The organism is Moorena producens 3L, assembly GCF_000211815.1.
Taxonomy (GTDB): domain Bacteria; phylum Cyanobacteriota; class Cyanobacteriia; order Cyanobacteriales; family Coleofasciculaceae; genus Moorena; species Moorena producens.
Genome location: NZ_GL890969.1, coordinates 135,175 through 148,165, shown reverse-complemented (window position 1 = coordinate 148,165; position 12,991 = coordinate 135,175). Strand labels below are relative to the sequence as shown.

Sequence of the window (12,991 nt, the reverse complement as noted above, 5' to 3'; positions counted from 1 at the left end):
CAAATTTTACTATCTAGCTAATAACTCGATAATAAACTCAGCCGCAGTTAGATAAGTTCGATGTGGGGGTTGCTCACCTAATGGCACCTGAACCCACCAGCCTTGGCACTGACAAGGGCTACGCCACAAGTCCAAATGGCCTATTGCGGGTGTTGCATAGAAACTGTCTTCCCCTGCCCCCAATAGCGCTGAACTCCAGTGGGTAAAGTAATCGTGACTAATCCGGTGGATGGGAAAATTGCCATACAGAGGCACACCCCAGCCATCAATAGCGATCAATGCTTGGATGGAACCTCCCAGTAGCTGCCAACCCCAAGCTGCTGCGATCGCACCCACTACCCCAGCACTGAAACCGATCAAGACTATGGGAGTCTTGACCAAACCAATGTGACGTTGCAAGAACTCTAAAATATGAATAGCAGAGTAAGCTGGGTAGTCCTGAGCTGGAAAAATTAAGACTTTCTCAGTCCAGGGACTTGATAGATCCAAACTTGCTAAAAAATCCTGGGTCAGTTGGGGCTCATGGATACCGGGGCAAATAATTAAGTAGGGGGACATGAGTGAACTACCCCGACTTACTTCGTTGAAGTCGGGGCTTCCAGCTTCACGGAAGAATGCCTTAACTTGGACGGGCGTCCACGTCTTGGTCTTACTTCTTCTCCACTGGCGTTGACCTCCCCCGTCCCAGAGGAGGATAGCATTCTGATCCCTTCTGCTCTAATATTCTTTGCCGCATTACCATCTCTGTCGTGGTGAGTTCCACAACTTGGACAAGTCCAAGCCCTGACATCCAGTGGCAACTCCTTGATTCGGTAATGACAATTAGAGCAGGTTTTGGAACTAGGAAACCATCGGTTTATTTCAACTAATACCTTTCCTTCTTTTTCGCACTTATAAGACAGGAAGTTTACAAAGGTTCCCCAACCCAGATCAGATATTGCTTTAGCTAATTTATGGTTACGTTCGCGTAGCGTGCGCGTAGCGCATACCATGCCCTTGACATTTAGGTTCTCGACTACCACCACTTGGTTGTTGTCAACTATCTTTCTAGATAGTTTATGCAGGTAGTCTTGGCGGACATTTCCAATCCGTTCGTATACCTTGGCTACAATCTTTCTGGCCTTTTTGCGTCCATTGCTGCCTTTTTTCTTTCGGGCAGCGATACGCTGTTTTTTAGTCAGTTTCTTTTCGGACTTGGCTAAGTGCTTTGGATTCCCAAACTTGGAAGTTTTTTCGCCATCGTAGGTAATAGCAAAATCCTTAATACCCAAATCAATTCCGATCACATTTCCTTTTGTGGAAGGCTGCAAATCATCCGGCTCATATTCCATTAACACAGAAGCATAATATTTTCCAGATGGAGTCTTGCTAACGGTTACAGTTTTCATTTCTCCATCTAGTGGTCGATGGATTATTGCTTTGATAATGCCTAATCTTCCAGGGAACTTCAAGTAGTTGCCAACTTGTTTTACGTTCTGGGGATACTGAATTGATTGGCGATGATGATATGATTTGAACCTAGGATATTCAGCCCTACCCTCAAAGAAATTTTGATATGCACGACTAAGATTGAGACTCACGGATTGCAAAACCTGAGAGTAACAATCTTTTAGCCATTCAGTCTCTTTTTGTTTTTTGAGCTTTGGCAACATAGAGTTGAGTGCAGATTGTTTTAGCCCCTTGCCAGTTTCTTTGTAGGTTTCTATGCACTGATTCAAAGCATAGTTCCACCACCAACGAGCGCATCCAAAATGCTGAGCTAACACTTGAATTTGCTCTTGTGTGGGATAAATTCTAACTTTGACGGCTTTATGTTTCATTGCACTCAAACTTGTTGGAGATGAAACCTTAGAATAAAGAAGCCTTTATGGTTAGTCGGCTATGCATAAAAGGGTTAAATCTTTGTGATTAAGGCTTCTTTATTCTTACGGTAACTTCAAACTCGACCATGCTTAATATTATATGTATTTCACAGTAAGGTGTCAAGGGATAAAATAAATTTTCTGTCTCGCTATCCATCCTAGAGACGCGCGCCAAAGTAGAGTGGAGCCTTAATCAAACAGTTTTAACCCTTTTTCCCATAGCCGACCAACCATAAAGGCGACCCTCTACTTACGGTAACTTCAACACCCTGGAAGAGGGTGGGGAATTCCGCGAGTTTTGTTAAACGCTAAAGAGGCAAAGAAGGGAAATCAGCTGGATGTGGAAGATGGTTAAGATTAAGAAATGACTATTGAGAAATGACTAATGACTAATGATCAATTGTCCCAAATGCCATCAACCTATCAATAGCAAGGTGATTACCTGTCCCCATTGTGGAGCAATCCTTAAAGCCTATGGTCATCCGGGGATTACCTTACACCAAACCACAGGAAATACCCCCTTGTGTGAAACCTGTACCTATCATGCTGATGATACCTGCACCTTTCCCCAACGTCCCTATGCTAAGCAGTGTACCCTTTACGAGGATAGTTCCGAAAGTACCTCAGAGCCTGAGCAGATTTATAATCCCCAGCGTGGCTTACTTGAATCCGTCAGGCTTTGGGGTCAAAGGAACCCAGCCTTACTAGGTCTATTGGTATTAATCGCTGCTAGCTTTTTGCTAGCCCTGATGGCCACTAGTTAAAGTCAACTAGTACTCCGTCAAAATTGAATTGACGTAAGCATTCAGCTATCAGCGTGTCGCGTATCAGCTTATGGGCTATGGGCACGCTACTTGAGGTGCTTTTGAATAAAAGAGGTAAGGGACTTGCGTGTAAAAAAAATACCAATTAAAGTAGGGTGGGCAAAGTAATATTATTTAGAATAATCAAAAGAAACAAACTGTTTTTGCCCACCCTACAAGCTAGTACTCCGTCAAAATTTAATTGACTAGACATGATAGTACTAAGCGCTACGAAATTGACAGATTACTAGTAGCGGGTGAGTCGGTTGGTATGGTCTGTGAGGTGTCTACTTGCAAATGTTCTTTAACCGTAATTTTTTGTTCTTCACACACCTCTAAATCAAACCAGAATGTTGTCCCAACTCCCACTTCACTGACTAAGTTTACTCGGCTATGATGTCTTTCGATAATGTTTCTGACAATTGAAAGCCCCAATCCCGTCCCTTCCAGGGTATGAACTCGGTTTTCTACCCGGAAAAATCGGTCAAAAATCGCCTGTTGGTCTTCTGGAGCAATGCCAATTCCCGTATCCGAGATTTCAATTCGCACCCTGTCTTTTCCTTCTTTGGTATTGAGTTCGGGTTCTAATTGATAAGCACGAATTACCACTCGTCCACCAGACTCAGTGAATTTCAAAGAGTTGCCCACTAAATTAGCCAAGACTTGGAGCAACAAATCGTAGTGACCCATAACTGGTGGTAAATCTGGTTCAATCTCCTGAGCCAGTTCAATAGTTTGGTCACGAGCGTTGAGCTGATAAGTGCGCAGGGTTTGCTCTATAGGTCGAACAATGTCAAAGGGTTCGAGTTGATAAATTCGACAAGATTCCAGCCGTGATAAATCTAGGACATCGTTAACTAGACGGGTTAGTCGGTCAGTTTCCCGATTAGCCGTGTCAAGAAACTCCTTGCGCTTAGCTTCGCTAAGTTTTTCGTCGTAGTCGTGGAGGGTTTCGATAAATGATTTAATGTTAAATAGAGGTGTTCTGAGTTCGTGGGAAACATTGCTGATGAAATTGCTTTTTGCCTGATTAAGCTCCACCTCACGGGTGATATCCTGAACAGTGATAGCAATTCCCTTAATATTTTCCCGGTATTGGTTGAGTACCTTACTTAGGAGAATGCGAACGGTGCGAGAGACCGGTTTGGTCAGAGTAATACGAAACTCTTCACCTTCGCGGGATTCCCGTTCTGTTTCTGTCTGTTTATCCGCTGTAGCCATTTGATACAGCGGTCGTGTTAGTTCCATTGTGACCACATCAGGGAGATGGTATAGGACATTTTTACCGACAATGTCTTGCTCCTCCCAACCAAAAATCCGCCGTGCTGTCGGGTTGACTAACATTACCTGAAAATTGGTATCAATCAGTACAGCACCATCGGCAATTGTGGAAACTAGAGTCTCTAACTTAGCTTTTTCTGCGGTAAGTTCTTCAATATTTTGCTCCTCATAGCGTTCTAAACGCTCTGCCATGTCATTGAAGCTAGACACCAATTCCCTCAGTTCTACTCCCAAAGGCATCTCAATCCGCTGCTTGAAATTACCAGCAGCAATATTTCTCACCCCTACTAGTAGTTCTTTAATGGGCTTAGTGATAGTCAAGGCGTTCCCCACTGCACCTAAAATCACCATCACCCAGATCGAGATAAACACAGCAATGGTAACATTTCTTGTTAAATTGGAAGAAACCACCACCGTAGGGTTAGGGTTAATGCCCACAGCCAAAACCCCTAAGTATTTGTTTTCGTCAATTAAGGGAACAAACACATCAGTGACTTGACCATCAGGAGTCAGGTGCTGCCGTGCCATGGGCTGATCAGAGTTTTTGGCGTCGCCCTCGGGTAGCTCAATCCGACGCTTAATGGTTAAAGAATTCTTTACTTCTGCTGCGGAGAAAGGAATACCAAAGATTATTTCCCCATCCTCGTCAGCATAGATAATGTAACGCACACTGGAGGTGCTAGTGTAGAAGCGGCTGGAAAAGCGAGCTAGTTCGTCGAAATTATTTGCCGCAACATGAGGTTCAACGTTGGCAGCCAGCAAGAGACCGAGATCACGACCAAAGCGAGTGTCGTTCATCCTAGCATCCTGCTGAATCGTATTCACCGCCCAGAAGGTCAAGCCACTCATGAGCAATGAGACAACCAGAGTGGCTGCTGCCATTAGCTTGGTCTGGAGGGTAAACTCCGACCACCAATGCCTGATAATGTCGATAAGGGTTTTTAGCAAAGCTAGCAAGGTCAGTTCAACTCTCTCAACAGGGAAGACAACAACACTCCTTCCAAAGGTAGATGCTTTGCCACAATCAAAGCATCTACTTTTGGCTATCCTCCAATTATAAGGCCAGAAAACCTGACCTCTTGATGGGAAAATAAAGATGATAGTAAGCTATCAGCTATCAGCTATCAGCTATCAGCTATCAGCTATCAGCCATTGTCCTTAGGCCACGCTAAGCGAACAGTTTATGAGGAAAGTCACAGGTTATAAGCCTGTGCCACGCTACTGTTCACGCAGCACCTCAAGTAGCGCAATCGGTACTTTTAGGTGCGACCCGTGGCGAATTTAATTCTTAATGGGTCAAGCGCACCTTTGAATAAAATAAGCTGACGGCTGACGCCTGACTGCTGAATGCTTACAGATGATAGGTGATAGGTCATAGGTCATAGGTCATAGGTGTCGGGTTTTAGGACATCAAGCCTAATCCTAACCCAAGCAATATGATGCTTAATGCTTCACTATTAAATTTTAAAACTTCATTAATAAAGCAGAATTTTATTATTTTGATGCATAAACACTTAATTATGCTGCTTGAATACTCAATTAGTTGGCAAGATTACACTTATAGCAGTCGCCAGGGCAGTTAGGACATGACAAAAGTCTCAAAGCTAAGTATAGCAATAGTTTTACTTCTGACTTCTGACTTCTGACTTCTGACTTCTGCTATAACACCATTTGCCTCAAGCCTGATGCCTAACACCTATCACCTCATGACTCTTCTTGCCCAGATAGGACAAAATCCCAAGACCTAAGCCCACACTGCTAGCAGTCACTAACCAAAAACCACTGGTAAATTCTGGAGATTGATCCAATGCCCAACCTCCTAAAGACGGTCCAATAAAGTAACCTACTGCCCAACACTGAGATTCAAGGGAAAAGTAAACTCCTCGCAACGATTGTGGAGCTAAATCCCCCACCAAAGAAGAGGCAGAAGGGAGATAAATTACCTTAGCAAAAGCTAATAGTAACAAAGCACAAAGTGCTGGAATAACTGCCAACTTATAAACAACTCCTGTGAGCCAAACTAACACAAATCCTCCACACCACAGTAGTAAAGAAACCATCAGAACATTGGTGCGTTGAAACTGGTTTAGAAAGCGGGCAACAGGTAGTTGAAAAATGGCACCAAAGGCGACATGCCAGAAGAAAATAAGACTAATCGTTTCTGGAGCTAATCCGGTTTCTGTTCCTCCTCCTGGAACAAAATTGGCAAAATAGAGGGGCATAATGCTATTGAGTTGAGCATCATAGGTAGTGAAGAGAGTATTCCCTAGTAACCAAATCATCAAAAAGCGATCGCTTAGTGCTTGTTTCCAGGATTGGGTAGGGGATTGAGGCACCTCTTGAACGTTATTTGTTTCTGCGATCGCTAAATAAATGACAACGAAGAAAATCACATAAAAAATACTTTTGAGCACAAATAAAGTACGGTAACTGCCAGAAGCAGCAATTAACTGCCCTGCCCCAATAACTCCCAATCCTAGTCCTAAGCTATCAGCTAAACGAGTAACTGAAAAGGCTTCATTACGCTGAACAGGAGTGGTTAGATCGGTGACAACTGCCTCAGTAGGCGGCCAATATAGACCAATCCCTAAACCCATCAGTAAGTTAGCAATAACCAGAGTTGGGAAATTATAGGTAAACGCTAAACAAAGACTTGCTAGAGCAGAAACAGCTGCCGAGAGTAGCAAAGTTTTCTTGCGTCCCCAAAACTTGGAATCAGCCAAAGTCCCTGAAATCAAGCGTCCTAATACTCCAGAAATTGAAGAACTCCCTAGAGCCATCCCAACTTGGGTGGCGGATAAACCAATCTGATTAACAAAAAAAATCGAGGCATAAACTAAAGTAAACCCTTGACCGATGTGCAATAACAATCGACCGGTTGCCAGAATCCAAATCTCCTGCCTTAATGCTGGGAGCAAAGATAATAATTTATTGAGCAATTTCGGTAAGGTTAAAAGGTTGAGGGGTTGAGCCATTGAGCAGCATTTACAATTCTTTACATCTAAGTAAATAGTATAGGGTAATCGCAATAATTAATCAGGAAGCATTATGTTAACGACTATTGATCAAGACGTGCAATAGTGCTGATAATCAAGGCTTAATAGGGTCATAACTGCCAACCTTAAGATTCTATTGTGACAGTTGACAGGGTGGAATGTGGTATCTAGCAAGGTTCCGGCTCTTTAGTGGACAATAGTAACTACCTGTATCCTAAATCAGCCCCCCTTGCATTCCTATTTAACTAGGAATATTGCTTATGTCATCGCCACGGGAGGGTTCTATCACTATTGCCCTCAAGACCAATACTTCTCAGTCTAAACTGTTAGAAGCTTTAGCCCTATGGCAAGAGTTAGGTTTACTTTCTGAGACTAGCATCGACATCATATTTAAAACTAAAGCATCCCATCCCGCTCTTTTAGAGGGATTAGATGCTTGGTTACGTTTGGGTTTGCTTCAGGAAACCTTTGTTAAACGGTTGTGTCGAGAACATCTTACCTGTGCTTTACCAGAACCTAGTGTAACTCCAAAGGTTTCTGCTTTATCAGTCGCGAAACCAGCGCCTCAACTAGTGTCACCTTTAGCTAGTAATGACTTTGCACCGGAGACACCCAAACCTAAGAAACCCAACTGGATTGCTCAAATGTGGCAATCCCTTCAAGCAGAATTCAGTGTCCGCTGGTTGCTGTTTCTGGGTATGTTTATGGTGGTGGTATCCTCTGGGGTACTGGCTGCTAGTCAATGGGACAATTTCCCAGCTGCTGGACAGTATGGAGTATTGCTGGCCTATACCTTGAGCTTTTGGGGGATTAGTGCTTGGACAACGAAACAAGGGAATTTACCGTTAACAGCCCAAACCTTGCGAGTTGTCAGTCTGTTGCTGATCCCAGTCAATTTTTGGGCAATGGATGGCTTTGGCTTGTGGCGTCATCCCTTAAATTGGCTAGTGGTAGCAGTGGCGACAGTAGCACTAAGTGCGATAGTACTAAGTTCGATACTCTTAGGTCGCGGCTACGGGAACGGATTTTTACGATTACGACAACAACAATCATTCCCCTTACCGATTATTAATTATTTAGGTCTGAGTTACCTAAACTGGGGTTGGGGTATCCCTGGATTTCCCATAGGAGCAGTTTATTTGGGCATCGGTAGCACCATCGCTACCTTATATATAGAATCCAGAAAGAAAAATTCAGCGATTATTTTTGATGTTGCTGGCTTCCGCATCTTAGTTTATGGCATCGGCATCCTGCTATTTAGAGCAATTTTTGTCATAGGTGTCGATATTGAACAACTGGGGTTAGCGATTGGGATGTGTGGTTGGTTTCTCTACTGGCTATACCAAAAGCCTCAGGCACCATCTCTCCCGGTCTCCCCGTCTCCCCGTCTCCCTATGATTTGGTTAGGGGGTAGCTTGCTGGTGGTGGGTTGGTTAGTTTGTGTAGCAGCTGAGTTTCCTTGGCAAGCCATGATTGTCAGTGGGCTGGGGGTCTGGTTATTTGTCAATCGTTTACTAAAATTTTGGCGACGTTCCGATTTAGCCGCCATGTTAGCCATTGGTTTACAGATGGTTTGGCTTTCATGGCGATTGATTCCCCCATCAATACAAACCTGGCTACTGGAAACAGCAACTACGTTAACCCATTCCCAAGAAACTCCCTATGTATTGTTGAGTTTAGTACTGTTTCCCTATCTGGTTTTAATTGTTGGGTTAGCAGATTGGTTATATCAGCGCAAAAAACATGATCTGGCAGAATTTGCAGAAGTCATTGCTCTAGGAATAGGAGTTAATCTGACTACTCTGTGTTTTTCCAATCCCCTATTACTCACGATTAATGGTATTAATTCTGCTATAACTTTAGGGATTGTGACTCAGCGACGGGATAGGTTAGGGATTAAGCCTCATCTGCGCTTAAGGGTCTACCTAACCCACAGTACTGCGATCGCAACCGTTATCAGTGCCATTAACTATCTTTTTCCCAACCTACATCTAGGGGGCTTTTCAGCAATTTTATTAGCCCTGATGGTAGCAGAATGGAGCTTGAGTTTAAAGATGCCCGCTACTTCTGACTATGTCAAGATCTGGCGAGAGAGTGCTTGGCACTTAGGTTTAAGTTTAGCTGGTCTGAGTTATCTATTATTGTGTGTCAACTATAGTGCCTACGACATTAACCCAGATAGTTACCTGAGAGCATGGGGTCTGTTGTGGCTAATCACTCCATTATCTCTGACTGGATTAGCACGTGGTTATCGCAGTTGGCAACCCCCTCAAGACAAGTTTGTAATCCAGTTGAGTGTAGTTGCTGTCATCTTATCCCAATTGCTGATCCTAGGAATACCAGGAATGCGGTTAATCAGTTTAGCGTCCGCTACAGCACTGATGTTGGTTAACACCCGCTATTTAAAGCAATTAACATCAGCAGCAATTACCGTAGGATGCGGCATCAGCTTAATCGGATTCTTGCTTTGGGATGGCATCCCTAGCTTTCCCCAACCGTCCGGACAAGATTGGTGGGTTGTTGGAGCGATCGCTATTTTAACCTTATGGTTATCGCGAAGCTGGTTACTTCGTGTTAGCAAGATACAGGATAACCAATCACAATTTAAAACTTCAAATCAACAAACCAACCTTCAAAAAGCCAACCTTCAACAAACTAACCTTCAACAAACTAACCTTCAACAAACTAACCTTCAACAAACTAACCTTCAACAAACTAACCTCCCAAAACTGTATGCACAAGCAATGGATGGGTGGGCGATCGCACTGTTTATTTTTCAGCTAATTCTGCTGACTTGTTATTCTCTGATAGTCTACATTGGGTTTGGGTCACCAACATGGTTTATGCTCATTGTAAATGCAGTGACCTTAGGAGCGATCGCGTATCGCAGTTTTCCTTATCCATCCAACTGGGCTATTTATGGGATGGGTTGGAGTGTGGAACTGTTAACTACAGAAGCCCTGGGCTTATTAGACCATCCACTGATCAATTTAGCCGTTGCCAATACAGTATTAGGACTAATTGCTCAACTTTTAGGAGATTGGTGGCGACGCCGATCTAATCTCTACAAAATACCTAGTAGCTGGCATATTATTCCCCTACTATACGGTAGCTTAGGACCGGTCTTAAGTTGGGGAAGCTTTACCAATTGGACTGGTTTATACTCTTTTGCCCTAGCAACAATTGCCATTGGGGTAGGGCGTCGCCTTGCAGAATTTAAACCTCTAATTTACCTTGCGCTATTTGGGGTATCGGTTTCTGCCTATCAACTGTTATTTTATCAATTATCTCAGTTAGGAGGAGGAGCAAAAGGGGATGGATTGATTATAATGGCAGTGCTTGGGACTAGTATCATGTACGCCTATCGGGTATTGTCTCCTTGGCTGAAAGGATATCTACATTTTACCCCCAAAGAACTAAAGGTTATTTCCCATCTCCATTGGGTATGGAGTAGTTGTTTGTTAATAGCAGCAACAACTGAGTCGATTGAATCCGGGATGATGCTGGGATTTAGTACTGGCGCGTTTTTAGTTATCTATGCTATTTCTCAAGGACGGAATCGCTCCAATCGCCAGCTTGGAGAAATCTGGGTTTATTTAGGTTTTGCTGAAGCATGGGGGATGCGGCTGTATTGGATAAATACCCCTGTGGCGCGTCTGTTATCCGGACCATTAGTGCCTTGGAAAGGTGCGATCGCATCCTTAGTCGCTTACTTTCTGTATTTCCTACCTTGGGAAAATTGGGGTTGGTCAAAACGTCCTTGGCAAATCGCTGCTTTCTTAATCCCCTTGATTGCCATTGCAGAAAATCCCTATAGCGGTAATTTAGCTAGTTTGGTGATTATCGCAGCTTTCTATATTATTCTCGCTATTGTTAATCAGCAAATTCGGTTTACCTTTATCAGTGTAGTAGTAATTGACTGGATGTTGCTCCGTTGGTTTGGACAACTACACTTAACTGCTGCTCTTTGGTATGTTCTCCCCTTGAGTTTATCCTTACTCTATATTGCCCAAGTCGATCCCTATCTAAGTGAACCCCCCCAAAAACAAATACGTCACAATCTCCGGTTAATCGGGACTAGTATTATTTGTTTAGTTTCCTTTTGGACTGCTCAATGGCTTGGGTTATTAACTGGGGGAATTAGTGTAGTGCTAATTTTTGCTGGATTAGCGATGAAAGTAAGAGCATTTCTTTATGTTGGGACTGGAACATTTTTAATTAATGCGATCTACCAACTACTGATTTTTAGCTTTGATTATCCATTTTATAAATGGGTGGTAGCGCTGTTTGTCGGAATTGGGTTTATCTGGATTGCCTCTACCTTTGAAACTCGCCGCGATCAGATTACAGCTTGGATGAATCAATTGCAAGGTTGGGAATAGATTTAATTTAAGCTATCAGCTATCAGCTATCAGCTATCAGCTATCAGCTATCAGCTATGGGCCTGTGGCCATGCACCCTCACACCAACTCATCCAGATACTGCTCGAAGTTAGGTCTATAGCCGCAGTAACCTCAACTTTTTATGAGATTAACCACTGTTTTCGCAAGCTGCTTGAAAGTATTATCGAAATTCTGACGATTATTTTTCATAGTTTCTAAGACTTTACCCGACTGCTCTATTTGAATGTCAGATAATGCAAATACAGGAACATTGTGCTTTTGAGATTGTGCAATTAATGAATTAAAGTCGGGAATGTTGGCTAAATTATATGGAGTGTCACCTGGATTAGAAGCCTTAAATTCATCTTCAGAAATTGTCATACCCACCTTCGATAAAGCCGGAGCGAGTTGGTCGTTAACTGTTACTTTTATCCGGTCTATCCATCGCTGAAAAGAAGCAGCAGGGCTACCACTACGCGGACGAAAACGCTGGTAAATAATTCCCATAAATTTAGGAGGATCGCTAGGTACAGAATATGCTAGATCTTTATCTCGAAACAACTCTACTGACTTATTCCACTTTGGTATTACACGAGATAGTGAAAGTATTGCTTGGTCGCAAAAATAATCTGGAAAAGTAGGAACAATAAAGTAGTTACTACCCATTAAAAAACACTGATTTAGTGCGCCTACGCTGGGACTCATGTCAATCAAGACAATGTCTATATCATTCTCGTGAGCGGTTATAGTTATAAGGTGGTTAACTGAGCCTGGTAAGTTTTTCAATGCAGGAATGGCGGCTCCTGTTGAAAGTGCAACAGCTAACTGTGCTTCACTTTCGGCTAAGTCTAGATGTCCAGCCAACAAATATAAATTCTTTTTGGAAGTTTTGATAATATTGGCTGGCTCCAGTGGCTTTTGTGTCCCTTGAAAAGCTGGTTCAAGACAAGTACTTAAGTTGGATTTTGGATTATTTTCGTAAAAACTCTCGAAATCTGACTGTCCACTAAAGCCTAATACTGTTCCGGTAAGATTACACTGTGGATCGCCATCTACGATCAAGACTTTTTTCCCTATGTCAGTTAAAGCCCATCCCAAATTAAAAGTTGTAGTTGTTTTGCTTACGCCACCCTTGTGATTAAATAAAGAGATTAAAATTGCCATTTTTAATTTCTTACCCAAAAACTCCAACTTCTGCACCGCCAATCGTTTTCTGAGGTGAGCGATTGGGCTTTCGCCCAGCACCCTTTAGACAATCGCATCGGCTCAAGCCCAGAAAGCCCAAACTAGGTAGATTGATATCCTAGCCAATTGACAGATCTAGCCTTGATCTAAACTTTTCAACACGAATGCAAATTAATTCCTCAAAATTTAATTTAAAGGTAAAGAATAAAAATATGATACCTCTAACGTAGTTGTACGCACAACCCTGCTCAACAACTTCTGAGCATTTCAGTTCGTCGCTCTCCCCCTGTGTCGATCGCGGGCGGTTTTTAATCCGTGCAGCCAACAATCAAGCTGTGAAGGACTTTATCGATAGTCATCCACTTGCCTATCATATGCATAAGGTAGACCAGCAGCAGTTTTACTAATACCAACCCTGGTTGACTGACAAAACTATTCAGGAGCATACTGGTACGTTTGTATTTTGAATTCCAGCCGATAAA

At 42.9% G+C, this 12,991-nt stretch carries 7 protein-coding genes; 2 read left to right on the top strand and 5 right to left on the bottom strand.

Annotated elements, in window-relative coordinates:
• Nucleotides 1-9 precede the first annotated feature (9 nt).
• Nucleotides 10-558, bottom strand: a complete 549-nt coding sequence (locus tag LYNGBM3L_RS28560) for a hypothetical protein (RefSeq protein WP_008189606.1) — start codon at nucleotides 556-558, stop codon at nucleotides 10-12.
• A 17-nt stretch (nucleotides 559-575) separates the two neighbouring features.
• Nucleotides 576-1,820 (bottom strand): RNA-guided endonuclease InsQ/TnpB family protein, encoded by a 1,245-nt coding sequence (locus LYNGBM3L_RS28555; RefSeq protein ID WP_008189604.1) that lies wholly within the window; start codon nucleotides 1,818-1,820, stop codon nucleotides 576-578.
• 434 nt (nucleotides 1,821-2,254) lie between these two features.
• Here LYNGBM3L_RS28555 and LYNGBM3L_RS28550 point away from each other — a divergent pair, with 434 nt between their 5' ends.
• A complete protein-coding gene (locus tag LYNGBM3L_RS28550) occupies nucleotides 2,255-2,626 on the top strand; it encodes a zinc ribbon domain-containing protein (protein ID WP_008189603.1) in 372 nt (123 codons plus the stop codon).
• A gap of 267 nt (nucleotides 2,627-2,893) precedes the next feature.
• Here LYNGBM3L_RS28550 and nblS read toward each other — a convergent pair whose 3' ends face one another.
• Entirely contained in the window at nucleotides 2,894-4,903 is a 2,010-nt protein-coding gene (nblS, locus tag LYNGBM3L_RS28545) for a two-component system sensor histidine kinase NblS (protein WP_008189600.1), read from the bottom strand.
• A 719-nt stretch (nucleotides 4,904-5,622) separates the two neighbouring features.
• Nucleotides 5,623-6,921 (bottom strand): MFS transporter, encoded by a 1,299-nt coding sequence (locus tag LYNGBM3L_RS28540; protein ID WP_008189599.1) that lies wholly within the window; start codon nucleotides 6,919-6,921, stop codon nucleotides 5,623-5,625.
• A gap of 281 nt (nucleotides 6,922-7,202) precedes the next feature.
• Here LYNGBM3L_RS28540 and LYNGBM3L_RS47990 point away from each other — a divergent pair, with 281 nt between their 5' ends.
• The gene (locus LYNGBM3L_RS47990; protein WP_008189597.1) at nucleotides 7,203-11,324 is read left to right on the top strand and encodes a pentapeptide repeat-containing protein; all 4,122 of its coding nucleotides are present in this window, start codon (nucleotides 7,203-7,205) and stop codon (nucleotides 11,322-11,324) included.
• Nucleotides 11,325-11,456: 132 nt separating this feature from the next.
• On the opposite strand, the gene LYNGBM3L_RS28530 is transcribed toward LYNGBM3L_RS47990, so the two are convergent.
• Nucleotides 11,457-12,569, bottom strand: coding sequence for a ParA family protein (locus LYNGBM3L_RS28530; RefSeq protein WP_008189595.1), 1,113 nt, complete (start codon nucleotides 12,567-12,569; stop codon nucleotides 11,457-11,459).
• Nucleotides 12,570-12,991 lie beyond the last annotated feature (422 nt).

Coding starts and splice junctions, on each gene's coding strand:
- LYNGBM3L_RS28560 (WP_008189606.1), bottom strand. CDS start 558: ATGTCCCCCTACTTAATTATTTGCCCCGGTATCCATGAGCCCCAACTG.
- LYNGBM3L_RS28555 (WP_008189604.1), bottom strand. CDS start 1,820: ATGAAACATAAAGCCGTCAAAGTTAGAATTTATCCCACACAAGAGCAA.
- LYNGBM3L_RS28550 (WP_008189603.1), top strand. CDS start 2,255: ATGATCAATTGTCCCAAATGCCATCAACCTATCAATAGCAAGGTGATT.
- LYNGBM3L_RS28540 (WP_008189599.1), bottom strand. CDS start 6,921: ATGGCTCAACCCCTCAACCTTTTAACCTTACCGAAATTGCTCAATAAA.
- LYNGBM3L_RS47990 (WP_008189597.1), top strand. CDS start 7,203: ATGTCATCGCCACGGGAGGGTTCTATCACTATTGCCCTCAAGACCAAT.